Source organism: Anaeromyxobacter sp. PSR-1 (assembly GCF_000964525.1).
Taxonomy (GTDB): domain Bacteria; phylum Myxococcota; class Myxococcia; order Myxococcales; family Anaeromyxobacteraceae; genus Anaeromyxobacter.
On the sequence record NZ_BAZG01000046.1, the window covers coordinates 1 to 20,385 of the forward strand.

Consider the following 20,385-nt stretch of genomic DNA (forward strand, 5'->3'; position numbering starts at 1 on the left):
CCACCGGCGCGACGGTGGCGTCCGCGCCGCCGTCCACCGAGGCCCCAGGCGCGCGCGCGCCCGGCGCCGCGGCGGCGTCCGGGGCCGCCGGCGCGGCGAGGTCCGGCGCCGGCACCGGCCGCGTCGCGGCGCAGCCGGACGCGAGCGCGGCGAGGCCCGCCAGCGCGAGGGCGCGCAGCCTCACGCCGCCACCCGATCGCCGGGGCTGCGGTCGCCCGGGCCCGCGCCGAGGCGCGCGATGGCCCGGTCGTGCACGCGCGAGAGGAGCGCCTGCGCGGCCACCGCGCCGACCAGCGCCAGGAACATGTCCCACTGCGTGTCCCACGGATCCCCCTGCGTGCCGAGGAACGCGTCCGCGCCCTGGCCGAGCAGCACCGCCGCCAGCCACTCCACCAGCTCGTAGGCCGCGGAGATGGCGAGCGCGACGCAGGTGACGAGCGCCGCCAGCCAGCGCCCGCGGCGCAGCGGCGAGGTGCGCAGGAGCAGCTCGCGCGCGGCCAGCGCGGGCACGAAGCCCTGCATGAAGTGGCCGAGGCGGTCGTAGTGGTTCCGGGCCAGGCCGAGCGCGTCGCGCACCCAGAAGCCGGCCGGCACCTCGGCGTAGGTGTAGTGGCCGCCCACGCACAGCACCGCGGCGTGCAGCGCGACGAGCACGTAGAGGAGCGGGGTGAGCGGGAAGCGCCGCCGCGTCGCGATCAGCACCGGGACGACGAGGAGCACCGGCGCGACCTCCATGAGCCAGGTGCCGCGGTCCTTCGGGCCGACGCCGGACCAGGCCAGGACGGCGACGACGAGCGCGAGCAGCGCGGCGGGGAGGCGATCCGTCATGGGGCGACAGCTCCTGCGGCGTGAAGCCCCGGACCATACCCGAAACCCCGCCCGCCGGCGCGGGGTCGCCCGCAGGGGGCCGCACGCGGAGCGCCTGTGGTCATGCCGCGGTGGCGAGCCCCCAGCGGCGCCGCACGCGCACCTCCAGCAGCCGGAACAGCACCTGGTCCACCAGCACGCCGAGGAACACGATGACGGCGATGACGCCGAGCAGCTGCGCCGCGTCGGCGCGCGTGCGTCCCGTCGCGAGGAGCTGGCCCAGCCCGCCCGCCGGGAACAGCAGCTCGCCCGCCATGAGCGCGCGCCACGCGAAGCTCCAGCCCAGCTTCAGCCCGGTGAGGATGCCGGGGAGCGCCGACGGCAGGAGCACGCCCAGGTGGAAGCGCGCGCCGCGGATGCCGAGCGTGCCGGCGGCGCGGAGCAGCCCCGGGTCCACGCCCGACACCGCGTCCTCGGTCGCGATGGCCACCGCGAGCAGCGATCCGGCCAGCACCACGAACACGATCGCCGCCTCGGAGAGCCCGAACCAGAGCGCCGCCAGCGGGAGCCAGCACACCGACGGCAGCGCCTGCAGGCCGATGGTGGCGGGCCGGAGCACCGAGCGCACCAGCGGGCTCCGCGCGAGCGCCACGCCGAGCGGCACGCCCAGGAGCACCGACAGGCCGTACCCCTGCGCCAGCCGCAGGAGCGACCGCGCCACCGCGGCGCCGAGCCGGCCGTCCGCGGCCAGGCCCGCGAGCCGGCCGCCCACCGCGAACGGTCCGGGGAGGAGCGCGTGCGGCCAGGGGCCGTACCTAGCCGCGAGCTCCCAGATCAGCAGCGCGCCCAGGATGAACACCGCCGCCCGGAGCCGCTCGTGCATCGCGTTCCTCCTCCGCCCGCGCCGTGCGGCGCCCCGACTCCTCGGCGCGCCGCAGCTCCTCGCGGATGCGCCGCGACAGCTCCACCAGCGCCGGGTCGTCCGGGTCGCGCGGCCGCGGCAGCCGGACCTCCAGGTCCTCCAGCACGCGCCCCGGCCGCGCCGCCATCACCACCACGCGATCGCCCAGCACCAGCGCCTCGCGCACGTCGTGGGTGACGAAGACCACCGTCTTGCGATCGCGCATCCAGATGCGCTGCAGGTGCTGCTGCATCTGGCCGCGGGTCTGGGCGTCGAGCGCCGCGAACGGCTCGTCCATGAGCAGCACCGCCGGGTCGAGCGCCAGCGCGCGCGCGAGCTGCACGCGCATGCGCATGCCGCCGGACAGCTCGTGCGGGAGCGCGTCCTCGAAGCCCCCGAGCCCCACCATCGCCACGAACGCCTGGGCGCGCCGGGCCGCCTCGCCGCGGCGGATCCCGGTCGCCCGCAGCGCGAAGACCAGGTTCTGCCGCACCGTCAGCCACGGGAACAGCGCCGGCTCCTGGAACACCAGCAGGCGCTCCGGGCCCGGCCCCTTCACCTCGACGCCGTCGATGGAGATGCGCCCGCCGCTCGGCGCGAGGTGCCCGGCGAGCGCGTAGAGCAGGGTGGTCTTGCCGCAGCCGGACGGGCCGAGCAGGCACACGAACTCGCCCGCGTGCACCGCGATGTTCACGTCCTGGAGCGCGACGACCTCGTTCGGGAAGCGGTGCCCCACCCGCGCGACGTCGATCTTGGGCCGGCCCGGGCGGGTGCGGCTCGGCACGAGCAGGCCGCCGCCGTCGTCGGCGCGCGGGCGCCGGATCAGCCGGGCGGCGAGCTCCCTCCACATGCGGCCACACGATGGAGCCCCGTGCGCGCAGCGGCCTGCCCGCCCGGCCGCCGCTCCTCGCGGGGGCCTCAGGCGCGCCAGCGCAGCAGGCGGCAGCGGATTCCGCCGTTCTCCACGGGCACGGACCCGGACGGCGGGCGGGGGAGCAGCCGCTCGAGCCCGCGGTCCGGCCCGAGCACCGCGACCTCCCATCCGGCGAGCCGCGCCATGAGCGTGCCCAGCGCGCGCCAGGCGCCGGCCGCGTCCTCGTCGAGGCGCACGCCGTAGGGCGGGTTCACGGCGCACAGCCCCGGGCCGGGCGGCGGGATCACCTTCGCCGCGTCCTCGCGCGCGAACGCGATCGCGTCCGCCACGCCCGCCGCGGCCGCGTTCTTCTGCGCGAGCCGGAGCGCGCCGGCGTTCCGGTCGGAGGCGTGGATGGGCACGGTCACCGGGCGGGCGCGCGCCTCGAGGTGCGCGCGCAGCCGGGCGGTGCGGGCCGGGTCGTGGCCGGGGAGGCGCTCGAACGCGAAGGTCCGGCCCAGGCCCGGCGCACGGCCGGCGGCGATGAGCGCGGCCTCGATGGCGAGCGTGCCCGAGCCGCACATCGGATCGAGGAAGGGCCGGTCGCCGGTCCACCCGCAGGCGAGCAGGATGCCGGCGGCGAGCGACTCACGGAGCGGCGCCGCGCCCACCCGCGCCCGCCAACCGCGCCGGAACAGCGGCGCGCCGGCCGCGTCCACGCTCACCGTGGCGTGCCCGCCCTTGGCGCGCACCAGCAGCTCGAGCCCGCCCGCCCGCGCCGCCGCGGCGCGCTTCGCCGCGGGCAGCTCCGCGGCGGGGCCCTCCCACAGCCGGAGGAGCGCGGTGTCGGCGGTGCGCGCGCCCAGGCACGCGAGCGCGGCGGCGTCCTCGCCCCGCGCCTCGGCGCCGCCCTGCGCCGCACGGGCGTCGAGCCCCAGCGCGCGCAGCTCGGCGGCCAGCACCGGCTCGAGGCCCGGCGCGCAGGCGCAGAAGATCCGCTCGATGGCCGGCGCGGCCAAGGGCTAGCGCTCGAGCCGGAGCGTGACCTTCACCAGCGCGTCGGCGCGGCAGGCGACGCGGGTCGCGGCGCGACGGCCGGCGGCCTCGGCGCGGATCTCGATCTCGCGACCCGGGGGACAGTCGAGGCCCGCGAGCACCGGCGCCTCGCCGCGCGCCACCCCGTCCACCAGCACGAGCGCGCCGGGCGGCACCGTCTCGACGGAGACCGCGAAGCCGGTGAACGGCGCCACGTCCTCGCCGGTCCGCTGGTCGTGCTCGGCCTGGAGCGGCGGGAGCGCGGTGAGCGGCGTGGACGGCGCGGCGGGGCGACCCCGGAGCGCGAACGCGACCAGCAGCGCGGCGGCGCCGAGGAACGCGACGGCGAGGGCCACCACGCGGAGGATCCCGGGGGCGTGGCGCAGCGGCGGGCGCTGCGGGGGCGGCGGCGGCGGGGCGCCGGGGCCGGACGGAGGCGGGCCCTGGAAGGCAGGCTGCGACATGCGGCCATTGTATCGGCGCCGGCCGCCAGGGTGGAGCCCTGCGCGCCTCGCCGCCCGGGCACGCCGGCCTTGCGCGCGCCGGGGCGGGCCAAGTAGGGTCCGCGGCCATGCGCCTCGGCGGGTTCGTCATCCACGGGAACAGCGCCGACACGCTCGACCGGTGCCTCGCCGGCATCGCCGCGGTGGCGGACGAGTGCGTTGCGGTGGACTCGTGCTCGACCGACGGCTCCGCCGACCTGGCGCGGGCGCGCGGCTTCCGGCGGGTGGAGCTCGCCTGGCGCGGGTACGGTGCCGCGCGGGCCGCTGCGGTGGAGGCGCTCGAGGGCTGCAGCCACGTCTTCTTCCTCGACTCCGACGAGTGGCTGGAGCCGGAGGCGATCGCGGCCATCCGCGCCTGGAAGGCGACCGGCGGCGGGGAGGCGCCCTACCACGGCGTGCTCCGGCGCGACTGGGCCGACCTCGACGGCCACCGCTTCCTGTTCCGCACCGAGCACCACGTCCGGCTGATCCGGCGCGAGGCGGCGCGTTGGGACCCGGGCATGATCGTGCACGAGTCGCTGCCGCCCGCACCGACCGTGCACCTGCCCATCCACGTCGAGCACCGCTTCGCGACGTCGGTCGAGGCGATGCGCAGCAAGGTGGATCGCTACGCGCTGCTGTGGGCGATCCGGTACCGGGCCGAGGGCGCGCGACGGAAGGCGCCCGCGGTGCAGAAGGCGGTGCACCTGGTGCGGCACGCGCTGTTCAAAGGCGCCGTCGCGCGCGGCGGCGCCGACGGCTGGCGGCTCGCCGAAGCGGTGGGGCACTACCACGGCCGGAAGTACGCGCTGCTGCGCGAGCTGGATCGCGGGGCGTATCCGGAGCTGGTCCGGGCCTACGCCGAGGGTCGGCTCGAGGAGCTTTACCGGATGTTGCCGGGGTAGAGGCGGCTGCGGAGGACCCCGACCCAGAGTAATTCGGAGGACCCAGGACCCCGAGAACCCCGACCCAGAGTAATTCGACAGGACCCCGACCCAGAGTAATTGGGCCGAGGACCCCGACCCCGAGGACCCCGACCCAGAGTAATTGGCCCGGGCGCGGCGCTGTCGCGCCGGCTCGCCCGTTGATTCCCGTCGTATTCGAACTGAAGCGCGTCCCGAACGTGGGCCAACGGCGGACAGGTCGCGTAAATCTAGCCAGCGATGGGCGTGAGTCCGGCGCCCGGAATGTGATTCGGACGCACCGCCGCCCGCGGCGCGCGTGGAGAGCGCGCGAGTCCAGAGTCCCGGTGGTGGTCAGGACGGCGCGTGCTAAGGAGCCGCCGCGCACGCGACGTCGTGCCCGACGCGCATCCAGTAGGTTCCCGCTGGGAAGACGGTATCGCGCATGCCTGCCTTCCAGGCGCGCAAGGCCGTTCGGTACTCGTTCAAGAACCCGAGCAGCCTTCCGAGCGCCTCGATGCGCTTCCACTTGTCCTTGCTGGCGACCCGCGGGCTCAGCCCGCGCCGCGGCTCGCCAGGCGAGGGCCGCGCGGTGGGCTTCTGCGCGAGTACCTTCCGCGCGCCCATGAAGCCGAGGCCCTTCTCGGCTTGCGCCCGCCCTGCTTCACGCTCGCGCGCCTCGAGCGCCTCGACGAGCTGCTCGCGGAACTCCTCGGCGGCGGTGAAGCCAGGGGGCGGGACCAGCTCGAGCTCGACGGACTCCGGCATCGATCCGTTCTCGGCGAAGAAGTGCTTGGGCCGGCGAACGGCGATCTTGCCGGCACCGATACGAGCCGGCGCGGACCAGAGCCCCGGCCATTCCGAACCCGTGCGCACGAGCCCCGCCGCGACCGGATTTGCGAGCACGTACGCCGCCTTGTCGAGGACGTCTGTTGGTGAAACGAGCCGCACGGCGCTGTAGCTGCTCGGCGCCCAGAACGCTTCCCAGCGGCCCAGCGACGCGTTCACGGCTCGAGCGACGAGTGCGTCGACGTACTGCTGGAAGGCGGGAAGCCGAGCGGCGGGGTCCGTCACGACGACGTGGAGGTGATTCGAGAGGACGCAAAACGCGTGGACGAGGATCCCGTACCGTCGAGCCGCGACGGCCAGGACGTAGAGCACGATGCTGTTCGTGGACTCCGACGGCCGCAGCAGGAACTGCCGCTGTGCGCAACGCCGAGTGACGAGGTAGGTGGCGTGCGGAAGGATCTGGCGGGGAGAGGTCACCCTGGCGGGAAACGCAGGGACCATGCCTCCGGAGTTGCGCGAAGATCCTGGAGATCGCGCGAACCGATGGGCCGATTCACGGACTCGCCGGCCGAGACGCGTTACTCTCGGTCGGGGTTCTTCTGGGTCGGGGTTCTCTGGGGGTTCTGGGTCGGGGTTCTATTGAAGCAATTGCTGGACATGTCTCATGAGCGGGCGAGGTGTGCGTGAGTCCATTGCAGGCCCACAGGGCGTCGATGATTTTGTTCCTGGTCGGTGCGATCCTGCTATGGGCGGGGGCGACCTTGGCTCTTCGACCTGCTGAGACCATCGAATCGTTGCGGCGCGGGTTCGGTCGTCGGAGGGGCCGACTCCACCCGTCGCTCAGAGCGCGGGAGAAAATCGCCAAACCATTGGTCAGAATCCAGGGGATCGGAATGGCCGCGCTCGGGTGTTGGGTCCTCATCCAAGGCGCGAAGCTGTATTTCGCCGCCAGCTGATCCACGAGGCCCCAAGGCCCCAAGGCCCGACCCAGAGTAATAGGCCGGCGCGTCACAGCGATCGCGGTCTGGTCACTGTTTCCGGTTGGATGCGAGCTACAGCGCATCCCGGAAGTGGACGGCGCGGCGCGCGCGAGTTCTTGATCCCGCTGCTTGCTGATTCCAACGAGGCAGTTCGACTCTGGGCGGCGGCGCACTGTCTCGAGTTTGCGCTGGAGCCCGGCGCTCCTGTGCTCGAAAAGTTCGCGGTCGGCCCTTTTGGAGATTTGCGCGCGACGGCCGCGATCACGCTCTGGCTGTGGCGCGAAGGCGCCTTGAATGTCCGTGAGGGGGCGGGCGCCACTTCACCGAGCGTCGGAGCCTGGTATGCTCGCGATCATCGCGGGTGCGAGACTCCGGTGCGAATCGTCCACAACATCTCGAAGCGGGTCGATGAGGCGGATCGCGAGCTCCTGAAGCTCCTCGCGATGAAAGCCGACGATTCCGAATTCGTGACCATCCGGATCGACGAAGCGGACCCTCGCTGGCCGGAAGTGGCTCGCTGGGTTGCCGAGCAGAACCCGGTCGACATCTACTGGACCGAGTTCACGAACGAGGAGGTCGCGGCGGCGCGGTGGGTCAGGCTCTTCACCGACTGGATGCACGGCTACCCGCAGCCAGAGGATGACTATGCGGAGCTCACCTACGGGGCGACCGGCTGCGGCAAGTGCGCCGTGGGCCGAGTCCAGCGAGCGCCGTTCCGGCTCAAGGGCGAGCCACGCTGGGGGCGGCGCGGAATCTTCCAGCTGTTCTGGGTCTACAGCGAGTTCTTCGTGAGGCCGGAGGTCTGGAAGGAGGTCTTTCGGCCCCTCGGCGTCGAGGCTCGCCCGGTCCTGAACCGGAAGGGCACCCAGGAGTTACGGACCGTGGTCCAGCTCGTGGCGAACGAACAGGTCTCGGTCGCGACGGCCGACCTGCTGCACGCGATTTGCCCCGTGTGCGGCGAGCGCAAGTACCTCCCGCATCGGCGCGGACCGTTTCCTTCACTCCTGGCCGAACCGGGATCGCACTACGTGAAGACCACCCAGTGGTTCGGCGACGGGGGCGAGGCGTTCCAGGAGACCGTCATCTCGAACGCGCTGATGCGAGCGCTCGTTGCGCACGCCGCCCGCGGGGCAAAGGGTTGGCCCGTCGCGGACGCTGACATGAAGCGCGTCGATCCAACTGTCAAGGCGTTCGGCGGAACTTGATGAAGGCCCGCAATGGAACCGAAGCGCCACTTCCGCAAACGATGGCCCTGGGCCTCGCTCAACGTTGCGGGGATGGTGCTCTTCCTGAAGGTCGGCTCCGCCCTTTGGGTTCCGCCAGGAGAGGAAGGCATGCCCGGTGGACCGGGAGACGCCTTCTCCTTCTTCCTCGCCGCGGTTCCGATCCTGGTCGCCTGCTCCTCGATGTGGCTGCATTGGCGTGGATCCTCGTCAGGACGCCTCGCGCAGACCGATGGAGGGCGATGGCGCTGTGGTTCGCGGTCGCCGCACTGTGGTGCGGCGTGGTCGCCTTCGATCATCACAGGTCGGTCAGGGAGATCGACGCACGCTATGCCGTCCTGGGCGACAGGGCTCCCGAGGCTCGGCCTGCGCGAACGGTCTGCTGACGTCCCCCGAGGTGATCAGATGGCCGTGAAGCCGGTGTGCGCCCTCATCGCCATTGCTTGCGGGTTACTCAATTGCTCTGGCGGCTCGATTGAGCGTGCCGACGTGCTCGGAGAGTGGGTGTCGCGGGAAGGCGGGCGGATGGTGTTCACCGAAGTGAGGTTTACTGCCGAGCGCATCCCAGCACCGGTCTTGGGTCTTCTGGGTTCACCCGAGTCGAAGTTCGTGGGCGGGACCGGCGTCTGGGGTGTGCGAAAGCGCGAGATGTGGCTCGTCTTCGACTCTCTCGCGGAGCATCGCAACGGATTCAGAGCCGACCTCCTCACGGAAGGGCGCGGAGGCACGATGATCCTGTTCAACTGGAAGGGCGAGGAGGGCGACGAGCGGTACGAGCTTCGACGGGAGACCCACGATCGAGAGTAGGCCGGAGGCCCCCAGACTTGATTTCCGCTGACCGGCCGCTCGAGGCCCCGACCCAGAGTAATGGGCCCAGCGCGTCACGGCGATCGTGGTCTCGGCCGGATTCGATTCACGGACTCGCCGGCCGAAACGCATTACTCTGGGTCGGGGTTCCGCGTGGACTCCGACGGTCGCAGCAGGAACTGCCGCTGTGCGCAACGCCGAGTGACGAGGTAGGTGGCGTGCGGAAGGATCTGGCGGGGAGAGGTCATCCTGGCGGGAAACGCAGGGACCATGCCTTCGGAGATGCGCGATGATGCTGGAGGTCGCGCGGACCAATGGTCCGATTCACGGACTCACCGACCGAGGCGCGTTACTCTGGGTCGGGTTCGCCGCGACCCCAGACACGGACGTTCAGAGGAACTACTCGTGAAACGAGCAGCATCCAGCGTCGCGCTGTGGATCCTGATCGGGCTCGCGATGACGGCGGTCTCGTGCGAGTGCGCCAAGCGCGATCACGAAAGCGATGGTCGCAGGGTGCTTCACACGCTCACCGACCCGACCGGGAAATGGGTCGCCGTCGTCGACGAGGTGGAGTACGCGAACGGTCTGCTGACCTCGGTCGCGGACCGGGTCCTGGTCATCGACTCTGCGTCGAAGGGGGCGGAGGGGACGATCGTGTTCTCGGAGGATGCGCTCCCCGACGTCGAGAAGCCGACCGTCGCGTGGGGGACTGGCCGCCTGCTGATCACGGTGTCCCGGGACGCGTACGTGCTCCATCGGGAAGCACGGGCTCATGGGGTCGAGGTCGAAGTCCGCCCTCGTTGACGGGGCCGACGCGGGCGGACCGCGACGCTAGGCCGCGCGGTCGGCGTCCGGCCCCGCGGCGCGAGCCGCCCGCTCGCCGCGCCACGCGGCCCAGGTCCAGATCGCACCCGAGACGAGGATCGCGGCAGGCACGATGAGCACGGCACGGCCGAGCGAGCTGTGGTCGGAGAGCACGCCGATGAGCGTGGGCGAGGGCAGGTCGCCGAACACGTGGATGGCGAGGATCGACAGCGCCGCCGCGGTGGCGCGCTCGGCGGGCGGGACCACGTTCATGAGCGCGGCGTTGATGGGGCCTGAGGACGCGAACAGCAGGAGCTGCGCGCCGATCAGCGCGGAGAGGTAGAGCCCGGGCCGCCAGGTGAGGAACACCATGAGTGATAGCGGGGCGGCGAGCAGCGTGGCGATGCCGGAGACCCACAGGTCCGCCTCGCGCCGGCGGCGGCGGAGCCAGTCGGCGAAGAAGCCGCCGGCGAAGGTGCCGGCGAACCCGGTCATCACCACCACCGCGCCGAACTGGACGGTGGCGATGGCGCGGGGCACGCCCCGCGAGCGCTCCAGGAACGCGGGCATCCAGAACGCCATCCCGCCGACCGCGAAGGTGTAGGCCGCGTAGCCGGCCACGGCGAGGACATAGGGGCGGTTCGCGAGGAGGCGCCGGTAGGTGGCGGCGAGGCCGCGCTTCCCGAGCTCGAGCCAGGGGCGCTCGCTCGCGCCGCGCGGCGGATCGGGCAGCCGCAGGCACCAGTACGCGAGCAGCACGCCGGGCGCGCCGGAGATGACGAACGCGGTGCGCCAGCCGAAGCGGTGCTCCACGAGGCCGCCCACGATGTAGCCGAGCGCCGAGCCGATGGGGATGGCGGCGAAGAAGGTGGCGTAGGCGCGGCCGCGCCGCTCCTTGCCGAAGAAGTCGGCGAGCAGGCCCGGCGAGAGCGTGCCGTACGCGGCCTCGCCCACGCCGACCGCGGCGCGGGCGAGGAGCAGCGTGTAGAAGCCGCGCGCCGCGCCGGAGAGCATGGTGGCGCTGCTCCAGAGCAGGACGCCGAGCGCGACGAGCGGCGGGCGGGACCGGCGGTCGCCCAGCGCGCCGAACACCGGGGAGGCGAGCGCGTAGACGATGGTGAAGCTCGTCATCAGCCAGCCGAGGCGCGTGTCGGTGAGCCACAGGTCCGCGCGCAGGCTCTCGACCAGCGCCGACACCACGAACCGATCGAGGTAGTTGAACAGGTTGATGAAGGTGAGGACGAGCAGCGCGCGGCCGCCGGGGCCGTGGAAGAGGCGGGCGGCGCCGGGCGTGGAGTGCACGGTGCGGCAGCGTACCCGCGGTCCGCCGCGCGGTCGAGCGCGGAGTGCCCTCCCGGACGGCGCGCATCCGGGGCGCGCGCGGCGGCGGCGGCGGCGCGCGCCGCGCCGGGTGAAGTCCGCGATCCGTCTCGCAAAACTCCCGGAGATCCGTTAAGAAGGCGCCGCTCCCATGATCAGCGTTCAGAACGTCACCAAGGCCTTCGGGCCCAAGAAGCTGTTCGAGGACGTGGACGTCTCGTTCTCGCCCGGCAACCGCTACGGCCTGACCGGCCCGAACGGCGCCGGGAAGACCACCTTCATGAAGATCATCGCCGGCGACGAGGACCCCGACACCGGCCAGGTGCTCCGGCCGAAGAAGCTCGGCATCCTCCGCCAGGATCACTTCAAGTACGAGGACAACCGCGTCCTCGACGTGGTGCTGATGGGGAACGAGGCGCTGTGGTCGGCGATGAGCGAGAAGGAGCAGCTGCTCGCCAAGCCCGAGATCAGCGACGAGGACGGCGTGCGCCTCGCCGAGCTGGAGGGCGTGATCGGCGAGGAGGACGGCTACTCCGCCGAGGCCGACGCGGCCGAGCTGCTGCAGGGCCTCGGCATCGAGGAGCCCTGGCACGACCAGCCCATGCGCGCGCTCGCCGGCGGCTACAAGCTGCGCGTGCTGCTCGCGCAGGCGCTGTTCGGGAAGCCGCAGGGGCTGCTGCTCGACGAGCCCACCAACCACCTCGACATCGAGTCGATCCGCTGGCTGGAGAAGTTCCTGCACGCGTACGAGGGCGTGCTCATCACCATCTCGCACGACCGCCACTTCCTGAACGCGATCTGCACGCACATCGCCGACATCGACTACGAGACCATCATCACGTACCCCGGCGGCTACGACGACATGGTCCGGCAGAAGGGCCAGGTCCGGTCGCGCGTCGAGTCGGAGAACGCCGAGAAGCGGAAGAAGATCGAGCAGCTCCGCGAGTTCGTGGCCCGGTTCCACGCCGGCACGCGCGCGTCGCAGGTGCAGAGCCGCATCCGCGCCATGCAGAAGCTGAAGCTCGAGGACATGAAGCGGTCGAACATCGCCGCGCCGTTCATCAAGTTCGAGCAGAAGGCGCCCTCCGGCAAGCAGACGCTGACGATCGAGGGCATCGAGAAGGCCTACGGCCCCGGCCTGCAGGTGGTCCAGCCGTTCAGCGCGCTCGTGACCCGCGGCGAGAAGATCGCCGTCGTCGGCAAGAACGGCGTCGGCAAGTCCACGCTGGTGAAGATGGTCGCCGGCGAGCTCGCCCCCGACCGCGGCCACGTGAAGTGGGGCCACCAGGCGCAGGTCGGCTACCTGCCGCAGGACCAGGCCGGCGTGATCCGCCCCGGCACCACCGCGTTCGGCTGGCTCCGCGAGATGGAGGACAAGCTCAGCAACGAGGAGATCTCCGGCCTGCTCGGGCGCATGCTGTTCTCCGGCGACGAGCGGATGAAGCCGACCGCGACCCTGTCCGGCGGCGAGACCGTGCGCCTCCTGCTCGCGAAGCTGATGCTGTTCAAGGACAACGTGCTCGTGCTCGACGAGCCCACCAACCACCTCGACCTCCAGTCCATCGCCGCGCTGTCCGAGGGCCTGCAGCGCTACGAGGGGACGGTGATCGTGGTGACGCACGACCAGGAGCTGGTGCGCGAGGTGGCGAGCCGGATCTGGGTGATGCACAAGAACGAGCCCATCCTCGACTTCCCCGGCAACTTCGACGAGCTGGTGGAGAAGCACCCCGAGCTGGTCACGGAACACCACTAGGCGCCGGTCCCGGCGCGCCGCCGGGCACGTCGCGAACAATCCCAGGGCCGGCCCGATCCCCATCGCGCCGGCCCTTGGTGTACCTGCCCATCCAGGCGTCCCCGAACACCCGCCGCGCCGCCTCGAGGTTGTGGGCCGCGCAGAGCACGCGAAGGTTGTCCGCAGTGGAGGCCCCGCCCAGCGCCCGCGGCACGACGTGGTCGAGCTGGAGCGAATGCGTGGAGCCGCAGCGCTCCCCGCTGGCGAGCCGCCACTGACAGCACCCACCGTCACGCTTCCAGACCTCGCGGCGGACATCGGCAGGGATGTGGCCCCGATCGCGGGAAGGCCGGATCGCCGCCTGCGGCCGATCCGTGTGCCCACTCTTGCGCTTCTCCGCCTTCGCCAGCAGCAGGTCCACCCCAGCTTCGAGAAGGGCGTCGTCGGAGAGGTCCGGCCGAAGATCCCGGAGCCGCTCCAGCTTGCGCGCGAAACGTTCACTTACCGTTACATGGAGCCGCTGACGGTCCGCCGTGAGCGGCGTGAGCTCCGCGGAGCGGAACGAGGACGTCGGAGCCGCGACGGGCACCGCAGGAACCGACGGTTCAACCGTTGAACCCACGGCTGCGACGGGGCCAGTCAGTTCAACAGTTGAACCAGAGGTCACAGCGAGGACAGTCGGTTCAGCAGTTGAACTCGCGGACCGACGGACCGCGGTGAGCACCGTCCGCACCGGCGGCGCCGGACGCGGCGCCAGCGCCGCGACCACCTCCGCCGCCTCGTGCCGCGACAGCCCGTAGAACCGCGGCAGCACCGCCTCCCAGTTCTCGGCCGTGACCACGCGCGCCACCTCGATGACGGTCGTGAAGCAGAGCCGCCCGTCCCGCAGCGGCTCGACGACGGCGGGGACCGCCTGGATCAGCTCCGCCGCCACCTTGCGGTACTGCGCCGAGCCCTTCGACAGCCGAAGCTCGCGGTGCAGGTAGTGGAAGAGCGAGGCGTACCCCAGCTCCGCCCACGCGCGCCGCACGTCGAAGTCCGCGAGCGCGACCAGGAACTCCGCGAGGGCGGCGTGCTCGCGGCGGAGGAGGGTGACGAGGCGATCCGAGAGTTCACGAGGAGTGTCCATGCCGACACTCTCTCACGCGTTTCCGGGGCCTCGCCGGACGCGCGCATTCGACTTCAGGCGCGAGATGGTCATGCGATCCCGTCAAGGCGGTCGCGCGTCACGAGCACGCGCCAGGCGCCAGATGGCGCGCTCACAGCGACCCTCCCGCGCGCCCCGCGGCGCCTGGGTCGCCGGACAGTGAAACCCCGTCAAGCGCGCCGAGCGTTCCCCTTGGGCTGCAAGCAGTCACTCAACGTGACCGCAGTCCCTGCGTCCCGCTCATGGTTCGACAGGCTCACCATGAGCGGAGGTCTTGGGGCTCACCATGAGCGGCAGGCTGAGGCTCACCATGAGCGGAGGTCGGTCTTGGGGTTCACCATGAGCGGCAGGCTGCGGATCACCAAGAGCGGAGACACCCGGCCGCGGCCAACGAACGCCAGCCCGCCTCCCTGCCAGGCCTCTCGCAAGCCGATCCCGCGCCGCCGCTCCCGGCCAGCCGGGCCCGCCCCGCCAGCCCGCTGCCCGACCTCCCGCTCCTTCTCCGGCGCGGCCGCCTGCACCCCGCTCCCGGTTCGACGAGCTCACCGTGAGCGGCAATCGCCTCCCGCTCCCGGTTCGACAAGCTCACCGTGAGCGGCAATCGCCACCCCGCTCCCGGTTCGACAAGCTCACCGTGAGCGGCAATCGCCTCCCCGCTCCCGGTTCGACAAGGTCACCGTGAGCGGCAATCGCCACCCCGCTCCCGGTTCGACGAGCTCACCGTGAGCGGCAACCGCCCCCCGCTCCCGGTTCGACGAGCTCACCGCGAGCGGCAACCCCTACCTCCCCAACACCTTCGCGAGGACCTCCGGCCGATCCGTCACGATCCCATCCACCCCGAGCGCGAGCAGCTCCCGCATCTCGACAGGATCATCGACGGTCCACACGTGCACCGGGATCCCCAGCGCGTGGAAGTGCGCGATCACCGGCGGGCACACCACCTCGACCTCCCCCATCCGATGCGGCAGGTCCGCGACGTCGTAGCCGCCGGGGCACCCCTCCGCCGGCTGGCCCGACAGCGCCGCCAGCACGTGGCACGTCGCCGCCTGCTCCGGCAGGTACCGCGCGCAGCCCGGCAAGAGCGCCGCGAGCCGCTCCGCCTGCGCGTCGAAGAACGACCCCACGCAGACCCGCTCCTCCGCGCCCGCCGCCCGGATCTCCCGCGCCAGCGCGTCCGCCAGCGCGGCCTCGTCCGGCTTCGCGTCGATGTTGAGCCGCAGGCCCGGGTAGCGCGCCAGCACCTCCGCCAGCGTCGGCACCCGCACGCCCTTGCCGCGCAGCGGATGCGTCGCCCCGCCGTCCGGCGTGAAGCCGAACGCCGCGTCGAGCCGCCCCACCTCCTCCAGCGTGCGCGCCTCGATGGTCCCCGGCGCGCCGGTGAGCCGCGCCGTGTCGTCGTCGTGGAACACCACCACCGCCCCGTCGGCGGTGCGGCGCACGTCGATCTCGAGCGCGTCCGCGCCGAGCGCCACCGCGCGGTCGAACGCGACGAGCGTGTTCTCCGGGGCGAGCGCGCTGCCGCCGCGGTGGGCCACCAGCCACGGGCCGGGGCGGGAGAGGTAGGCGCGCGCGGGCGCGCGGTCGGGCGAGGGCGGGGTGGGAGCGGTCACCCGCCGACCTTCGTCCGCCGGGCCGCGCCCGTCAACGCCTCGGGCGTGCCCCGAGGTTCCGCGCGCGGCGCCGCCGGGTTAGAACCTCGCCATGCGCAGGCAGGTGAAGGGCGAGGCGGTCCGTCGCGAGCTGCTCCCAGGCACGTCCCCGGGGCTGCTGAAGGAGCTGCACCTCCTCACCCGGCAGGGCGACCTCAACGCCGACAGCCTCCGGAAGCTGAAGCAGGTGAACCACCTCGCGAACCTGCTCGCCCCCGCGCTCGACGACGTGCTCGGGCGCTTCGGCGATCCGGTGGTGGTGGACTGCGGGGCCGGCAAGAGCTACCTCGGCTTCATCCTCTACGAGCTGTTCCTCGGGCCCGCCGGGAAGGGCCGGCTCCTCGCGCTCGAGTCGCGCCCCGACCTCGCGAAGGCCGGCGCCGAGCGCGCGAGGCGGCTCGGCTTCGACCGGCTCGAGTTCGTGGAGGCGCCCATCGACGCCGCGCCCGTGCCGGAGCGGCTGAACCTCGTCACCGCGCTGCACGCCTGCGACACCGCCACCGACGACGCGCTCGCGCTCGCCATCCGGCACGGCGCCGACCACGTGGCGGTGGTCCCCTGCTGCCAGGCGGAGGTGGCGCGGCAGCTCGACGAGGCGAAGGCGCCCTCGCCGCTGCTCGCGCCGCTGTTCGAGCACCCCTGGCACCGGCGCGAGTTCGGCTCGCACCTCACCAACGTGCTCCGCGCGCTCGCGCTCGAGGCGCACGGCTACCGGGTGACCGTCACCGAGCTCACCGGCTGGGAGCACTCGGTGAAGAACGAGCTCATCCTCGGCAAGAAGGTGCGCGCCGCGTCGCGCGAGGCGCAGGGGCGGCTCGACGCGCTCGTCGCGGCCACCGGCGTGCGCCCGAAGCTGCTGCGGACGCTCGCCGGGGCCGGGCCCGAGGCCGGGGCCTGAGCTAGCGCCGGTTCCCGAACAGGCGCAGCAGCGACAGGAACAGGTTCACGAAGTCGAGGTAGAGCGAGAGCGCGCCGCTCACCGGCGCGGCCGCCGCGCCGCCGCCCGCGCGCGCGTAGGCGCGGAGCTTCTGCGTGTCGTAGGCGGTGAGGCCGGTGAAGACCAGCACGCCCATGCACGACACCACCCACGAGACCATGTCGGAGCGGAAGAACAGGTTCGCGAGGCTCGCGATCACGATCCCGATGAGCCCCATGAACAGGAAGCTCCCCCAGCCGGTCAGGTCGCGCCGGGTGACGGTGCCGTAGACGCTCATCGCGGCGAACGTACCGGCGGTGGTGAGGAACGCGATCCCCACCGACGCGCCGGTGTAGACGAGCAGCACCACCGACAGCGTCGCGCCGTTCAGCGCCGAGTAGAGCAGGAACAGCCCGCCGGCGGCGGCGGCCGGGAGCCGGTTCACCGCCGCGGAGATCCAGATCACCAGCGCCAGCTCGGCGATGACGAGCCCGTAGAAGAGGATCCGGTTGCCCACGATGGCGAGGAGCAGCGTCTCGGAGCTCGCCACCGCGGTCGCGACCAGGGCGGTGACGCCGAGGCCCAGCGTCATCCAGCGGTAGACGGCGGCCATGAAGCGGCGCTCGACGTCGGACGCGCCGCGGACGAGCACCTGCTCGCGGGCGGGGAAGCGGGAAGGCGAGTCGAAGGACATGGACGGATTGTAACCCGCGCGGGCGCGGAGCGCCGTGGGTAGCTGGTGCCCCGGCGCCGGGCGTGGTCTATACACCCCGGCCATGGCCGCCCCGTCGCCCCAGCCCGAGCCCGCGCGCCTCGCCCCGACCGCGAGCGCCGCGCCCCCGCCGGCCGAGGGCGGCTGGCCCGCCCTGCGCGCGGCCTGGGCCGCGGTGCTGCTCGCGCTCGCGCTCCGCCTGGCGAGCTACGCCGCCATGACCGCGGCGGCGGTCTGGAACGAGCTGCGCCCCGCGCCCGCCGCGCTGCCCGACCTCGTGCTCGCGCACGTCCCGTACGTCGAGTGGGTGGCGCGCGGGAACTACGTGCTGTGGCTCGGCATCTACCTGCCGGTCGCCGCCGCGCTGCTGTGGGTCTCGCCGCGCACCTTCGTCCGCTACAACGTGGCCGGCGCGATCGTGTCGCTGCTCCGCGGCGCCACCCTCGCCATGACCGGCCTGGGCGCGCCCGACCCGGCGCGCGCCGGCCCCGGGATCTCGGGGCACGATCCCTGGGACGCGTACGTGCAGCTCCTCTCGCCGTGGCAGGTGTTCGCGAACGGCTCGATGCGCGCCTACCTGACGAAGGACCTGTTCTTCTCCGGCCACACCGCCACCACGTTCCTGCTCCTGCTGTACGTGTGGCGCTGGCCGCGCCTGCGCTGGCCCGCGCTCCTCGGCCACGTGCTGGTGGTCGCGTCGGTGTTCCTCGCGCACCTGCACTACACCATCGACGTGGCCGGCGCGTACGCGGTGACGCTGGCGGTGTTCGCGCTGCGCGAGGGCTGGCCGGCGCCGCGGGCGAGATGAGCGGCAGCTCGGGAACGGGAGCGGTCATGGTCGACCTTGCAGGCGAAGTCCTCATCCTGACCGGCCCGCCGGGCGCCGGGAAGACCACGACCGCCCGCGCCCTGGCCAGCCAGCCGGGGTCACCCAAGGTGCACCTCCACGCCGACGACTTCTGGCACTTCATCAAGCACGGCGCGCTCGCGCCCTACCTGCCCGAGGCCCACGCGCAGAACGAGGTGGTGATCGACGCCCTGGCGACGGTGGCCGAGCGCTATGCCAGGGGCGGGTACTTCGTCGTCCTCGACGGCATCGTCGGCCCGTGGTTCCTCCGGCCGTTCCAGGCGCTCTCGGTGCCGCTCCACTACGTCATGCTGCGCCCGGCGCTCGAGGTCGCAATCGAGCGTTGCCGGGAGCGCGGCGGCGATTCGCTGGCCGATCCCGAGGCCATCACGGCCCTCTACCGGCAGCTCTCCTCGATCGGCGAGCTCGAGCGGCACGTGCTCCGGACGGAAGGGCAAGGTCCCCGGGAGACGCTGGACGCGGTGATCGCCGCCGTGGGCAGCGGCGCATTTCGCCTGGCGTGACGCCGTCACGTCCGGCGGGTGGTGCGCGAGGCGCGACCTGGCTCAGTCGCGCGCCAGCAGCTCCACCACGCCGGTGGTGATGGCCGGCAGGTAGGTGATGGCGAGCACGCCCGCGCTCATGATGAGCAGGAACGGGAACGCCTTCCGGTAGAGGTACGGCAGCGGCTTGCCGAAGCGGGAGGCGGAGAGGAACAGGTTGAGCCCCATCGGCGGGAACAGGAACCCGAGCTCCAGGTTCGCGAGGAACACCACGCCGAGGTGGATGGGCTCGATCCCGTAGGCGACGCCGAGCGGCGCGACCAGCGGCGCCAGCACCACGATGGCCGAGTAGATCTCGAGCACGCTGCCGAGCACCAGCAGCACCGCGTTCAGCATGAGCAGGAACAGCGCCGGCGAGTGCACGTGCGCCGTCATCCACTCCACCAGCCGCGTCGGGATCTCCGCGTCCACGAACCAGGAGGTGAGCCCGAGCGCGGTGCCGAGCAGGATCACCACGCTCCCCACCAGCGTGGACGCGTGGACCAGCACCCGCGGCAGGTCGCGGACCGGGCTGATGGAGCGGAACACCACCAGCTCGACCACCAGCGCGTAGGCGGCCGCGAGCGCGGCGGCCTCGACCACGGTGGCGAACCCGGACCCGACCGCCACCACGACGAGCGTGGGGAGCCCGAGGTCCCACTTCGCGTCCCACAGCGCTGCGAGCGCCTCGCGCGGGTGGAACGCCTGCCGCGGCGCGCGCGACCGGACGCCCACGATGACGCCGTACGCGGCGACCAGGACGATCATGAGCAGGCCCGGCACCAGCCCGCCGATGAACAGGTGGTCGATGGGCGCCTGCGCCACCACGCCGTAGAGGATCACCGGCAGCGACGGCGGGAACAGGAGGCCCAGCGACCCGGCCGCGGTCACCAGGCCGACCGAGAAGTCCTCCGGGTAGCCGTCCTCGAGCAGGGCCGGGAGCAGGAGCCCGCCGAGCGCGAGGATGGTGACGCCGGACGCGCCGGTGAAGGTGGTGAACAGCGCGCACACGAACGTCGCCATCACCGCGACGCCGCCCGGCATCCACCCGAACAGCCCCTTGTACGCGCGGACCAGCCGGCGCGCCGCGCCGCCCTCGGCGAGCACGTAGCCGGCCGCGGTGAGCAGCGGGATGGCGGGCAGCGTCGCCGACGAGACCAGGTTGAACGTGGCGGTGGGGACCGCGGCGATGGCGAGCGGGTCGCCCGCGTCGCGGAAGAACAGCACCATGGCGAGCCCCGCCATGGCCACGAACACCGGCGCGCCCAGCAGGAACGCGAGCAGCACCAGGATCGAGAGGATCCAGGTGAGCGCCGCGCCGGGCACGACGGACCCGAGCAGGAACGCGCCCGCCGCGACCAGCGCGGCGGCGGCGCGCAGCGCCCAGCAGCGCAGGGACTCGCACGGCGCGCCGGCCCGCCACGCGAAGCGGAGCGCCATGATCGCGAAGCCCACCGGCATCACCAGCTGGCTCCACGCGACCTTGATGCCCATCGCCACCTGGCCGAAGCCGGTCCACTCGACCTTGACCAGCTCGAGCGACGCCCAGGCGAGCAGCGCCGTCACCGCGGCGGAGACCGCCTGCCCGAGGAACCAGGCCGCGGTGCGCGGCCAGCCGACCGGGATCAGGTCGAGCGTCGAGAGGGCGAGGTGGCGGCCGCTCGCGGTGGCGAGCATCGCTCCCAGGAAGCCCACCCACAGGGTGATGTGCTGCGCGAGCACGGCCGAGCCGGGCAGCTCCCGGCCGAGGAGGCGCCGCGACACGGTGGAGGCGGCCGGCAGCAGGATCATCGTCACGAGCAGGAACGTGACGAGGCCGCGCTCGACGTGCGTTCCCTGCGCGTTCGGGTCGCCGTGGCTGGAGATGGTTGGGGCGGTCACGCGAAAGTCGATTGACCCCTCACGGAGGGGCATCTATGAGTACCCACGCTTATCAC

The 20,385-nt window shown here is 72.7% G+C and carries 19 protein-coding genes and 1 pseudogene; 8 read left to right on the forward strand and 12 right to left on the reverse strand.

The genetic code is table 11. The annotated features are described in order from the left end of the window. The 6 genes and pseudogenes from PSR1_RS09530 to PSR1_RS09555 all read right to left on the reverse strand — a co-directional run. Positions 1-184 (reverse strand): annotated as a pseudogene (locus PSR1_RS09530) (hypothetical protein); the annotation flags it as partial. Then, positions 181-828, reverse strand: coding sequence for a DUF2238 domain-containing protein (locus PSR1_RS09535; protein ID WP_059437367.1), 648 nt, complete (start codon positions 826-828; stop codon positions 181-183). The gene PSR1_RS09535 and the pseudogene PSR1_RS09530, both read right to left, overlap by 4 nt. Positions 829-928: 100 nt before the next feature. Continuing rightward, complete coding sequence (locus PSR1_RS09540; protein WP_059437368.1) at positions 929-1,690, reverse strand: ABC transporter permease; 762 nt, start codon at positions 1,688-1,690, stop codon at positions 929-931. Then, complete coding sequence (locus PSR1_RS09545) at positions 1,623-2,558, reverse strand: ABC transporter ATP-binding protein (protein WP_059437369.1); 936 nt, start codon at positions 2,556-2,558, stop codon at positions 1,623-1,625. The genes PSR1_RS09540 and PSR1_RS09545 overlap by 68 nt, the downstream gene beginning before the upstream one ends. A 68-nt stretch (positions 2,559-2,626) precedes the next feature. Beyond that, positions 2,627-3,580 (reverse strand): class I SAM-dependent RNA methyltransferase, encoded by a 954-nt coding sequence (locus PSR1_RS09550; RefSeq protein ID WP_059437370.1) that lies wholly within the window; start codon positions 3,578-3,580, stop codon positions 2,627-2,629. A 3-nt stretch (positions 3,581-3,583) separates the two neighbouring features. After that, complete coding sequence (locus PSR1_RS09555) at positions 3,584-4,060, reverse strand: PEGA domain-containing protein (protein WP_059437371.1); 477 nt, start codon at positions 4,058-4,060, stop codon at positions 3,584-3,586. Positions 4,061-4,167: 107 nt separating this feature from the next. On the opposite strand from PSR1_RS09555, the gene PSR1_RS09560 reads away from it, so the two are divergent. Next, the gene (locus tag PSR1_RS09560; RefSeq protein ID WP_059437372.1) at positions 4,168-4,983 is read left to right on the forward strand and encodes a glycosyltransferase family 2 protein; all 816 of its coding nucleotides are present in this window, start codon (positions 4,168-4,170) and stop codon (positions 4,981-4,983) included. A gap of 366 nt (positions 4,984-5,349) precedes the next feature. Here PSR1_RS09560 and PSR1_RS09565 read toward each other — a convergent pair whose 3' ends face one another. Beyond that, positions 5,350-6,246: a hypothetical protein gene (locus tag PSR1_RS09565; RefSeq protein WP_059437394.1), complete on the reverse strand. Its 897-nt coding sequence runs from the start codon at positions 6,244-6,246 to the stop codon at positions 5,350-5,352. A gap of 619 nt (positions 6,247-6,865) precedes the next feature. Here PSR1_RS09565 and PSR1_RS09575 point away from each other — a divergent pair. The 3 genes from PSR1_RS09575 (at position 6,866) to PSR1_RS09585 (ending at position 9,583) form a co-directional block, all read left to right on the forward strand. Further along, positions 6,866-7,954: a hypothetical protein gene (locus PSR1_RS09575; protein WP_152643334.1), complete on the forward strand. Its 1,089-nt coding sequence runs from the start codon at positions 6,866-6,868 to the stop codon at positions 7,952-7,954. A 423-nt stretch (positions 7,955-8,377) separates the two neighbouring features. After that, on the forward strand, positions 8,378-8,779 hold the full coding sequence (locus PSR1_RS09580) for a hypothetical protein (protein ID WP_059437375.1): 402 nt from the start codon (positions 8,378-8,380) through the stop codon (positions 8,777-8,779). Positions 8,780-9,184: 405 nt separating this feature from the next. Next, positions 9,185-9,583, forward strand: coding sequence for a hypothetical protein (locus PSR1_RS09585; RefSeq protein WP_237757891.1), 399 nt, complete (start codon positions 9,185-9,187; stop codon positions 9,581-9,583). Between the two features lie 27 nt (positions 9,584-9,610). Here the strand turns inward: PSR1_RS09585 and PSR1_RS09590 are convergent, their stop codons facing one another. Continuing rightward, positions 9,611-10,885 (reverse strand): MFS transporter, encoded by a 1,275-nt coding sequence (locus PSR1_RS09590; RefSeq protein WP_059437376.1) that lies wholly within the window; start codon positions 10,883-10,885, stop codon positions 9,611-9,613. Positions 10,886-11,054: 169 nt separating this feature from the next. Between PSR1_RS09590 and PSR1_RS09595 the strand changes: the two genes are divergently transcribed. Then, positions 11,055-12,656, forward strand: coding sequence for an ABC-F family ATP-binding cassette domain-containing protein (locus PSR1_RS09595; RefSeq protein WP_059437377.1), 1,602 nt, complete (start codon positions 11,055-11,057; stop codon positions 12,654-12,656). On the opposite strand, the gene PSR1_RS09600 is transcribed toward PSR1_RS09595, so the two are convergent. Continuing rightward, complete coding sequence (locus tag PSR1_RS09600; RefSeq protein ID WP_059437378.1) at positions 12,640-13,764, reverse strand: HNH endonuclease signature motif containing protein; 1,125 nt, start codon at positions 13,762-13,764, stop codon at positions 12,640-12,642. The genes PSR1_RS09595 and PSR1_RS09600 overlap by 17 nt on opposite strands. Before the next feature lie 797 nt (positions 13,765-14,561). Beyond that, the gene (locus PSR1_RS09610) at positions 14,562-15,392 is read right to left on the reverse strand and encodes a glycerophosphodiester phosphodiesterase (protein WP_059437380.1); all 831 of its coding nucleotides are present in this window, start codon (positions 15,390-15,392) and stop codon (positions 14,562-14,564) included. Between the two features lie 91 nt (positions 15,393-15,483). On the opposite strand from PSR1_RS09610, the gene PSR1_RS09615 reads away from it, so the two are divergent. Next, positions 15,484-16,329: an SAM-dependent methyltransferase gene (locus PSR1_RS09615; RefSeq protein WP_059437381.1), complete on the forward strand. Its 846-nt coding sequence runs from the start codon at positions 15,484-15,486 to the stop codon at positions 16,327-16,329. A 1-nt stretch (position 16,330) separates the two neighbouring features. Here PSR1_RS09615 and PSR1_RS09620 read toward each other — a convergent pair whose 3' ends face one another. Beyond that, on the reverse strand, positions 16,331-17,041 hold the full coding sequence (locus PSR1_RS09620; protein WP_059437382.1) for a Bax inhibitor-1/YccA family protein: 711 nt from the start codon (positions 17,039-17,041) through the stop codon (positions 16,331-16,333). 82 nt (positions 17,042-17,123) lie between these two features. On the opposite strand from PSR1_RS09620, the gene PSR1_RS09625 reads away from it, so the two are divergent. Next, positions 17,124-17,867 carry a phosphatase PAP2-related protein gene (locus PSR1_RS09625; RefSeq protein ID WP_059437383.1) on the forward strand — a complete coding sequence of 248 codons (744 nt, stop codon included), beginning with the start codon at positions 17,124-17,126 and terminating at the stop codon, positions 17,865-17,867. A 26-nt stretch (positions 17,868-17,893) separates the two neighbouring features. After that, positions 17,894-18,430, forward strand: a complete 537-nt coding sequence (locus tag PSR1_RS09630; protein ID WP_059437384.1) for an AAA family ATPase — start codon at positions 17,894-17,896, stop codon at positions 18,428-18,430. A 42-nt stretch (positions 18,431-18,472) separates the two neighbouring features. On the opposite strand, the gene PSR1_RS09635 is transcribed toward PSR1_RS09630, so the two are convergent. Next, positions 18,473-20,329, reverse strand: coding sequence for a TRAP transporter large permease subunit (locus PSR1_RS09635; RefSeq protein ID WP_237757892.1), 1,857 nt, complete (start codon positions 20,327-20,329; stop codon positions 18,473-18,475). Positions 20,330-20,385 lie beyond the last annotated feature (56 nt).

Coding starts and splice junctions, on each gene's coding strand:
- PSR1_RS09535 (WP_059437367.1), bottom strand. CDS start 828: ATGACGGATCGCCTCCCCGCCGCGCTGCTCGCGCTCGTCGTCGCCGTC.
- PSR1_RS09540 (WP_059437368.1), bottom strand. CDS start 1,690: ATGCACGAGCGGCTCCGGGCGGCGGTGTTCATCCTGGGCGCGCTGCTG.
- PSR1_RS09545 (WP_059437369.1), bottom strand. CDS start 2,558: ATGTGGAGGGAGCTCGCCGCCCGGCTGATCCGGCGCCCGCGCGCCGAC.
- PSR1_RS09555 (WP_059437371.1), bottom strand. CDS start 4,060: ATGTCGCAGCCTGCCTTCCAGGGCCCGCCTCCGTCCGGCCCCGGCGCC.
- PSR1_RS09560 (WP_059437372.1), top strand. CDS start 4,168: ATGCGCCTCGGCGGGTTCGTCATCCACGGGAACAGCGCCGACACGCTC.
- PSR1_RS09580 (WP_059437375.1), top strand. CDS start 8,378: ATGGCCGTGAAGCCGGTGTGCGCCCTCATCGCCATTGCTTGCGGGTTA.
- PSR1_RS09595 (WP_059437377.1), top strand. CDS start 11,055: ATGATCAGCGTTCAGAACGTCACCAAGGCCTTCGGGCCCAAGAAGCTG.
- PSR1_RS09600 (WP_059437378.1), bottom strand. CDS start 13,764: ATGGACACTCCTCGTGAACTCTCGGATCGCCTCGTCACCCTCCTCCGC.
- PSR1_RS09615 (WP_059437381.1), top strand. CDS start 15,484: ATGCGCAGGCAGGTGAAGGGCGAGGCGGTCCGTCGCGAGCTGCTCCCA.
- PSR1_RS09620 (WP_059437382.1), bottom strand. CDS start 17,041: ATGTCCTTCGACTCGCCTTCCCGCTTCCCCGCCCGCGAGCAGGTGCTC.
- PSR1_RS09625 (WP_059437383.1), top strand. CDS start 17,124: ATGGCCGCCCCGTCGCCCCAGCCCGAGCCCGCGCGCCTCGCCCCGACC.
- PSR1_RS09630 (WP_059437384.1), top strand. CDS start 17,894: ATGGTCGACCTTGCAGGCGAAGTCCTCATCCTGACCGGCCCGCCGGGC.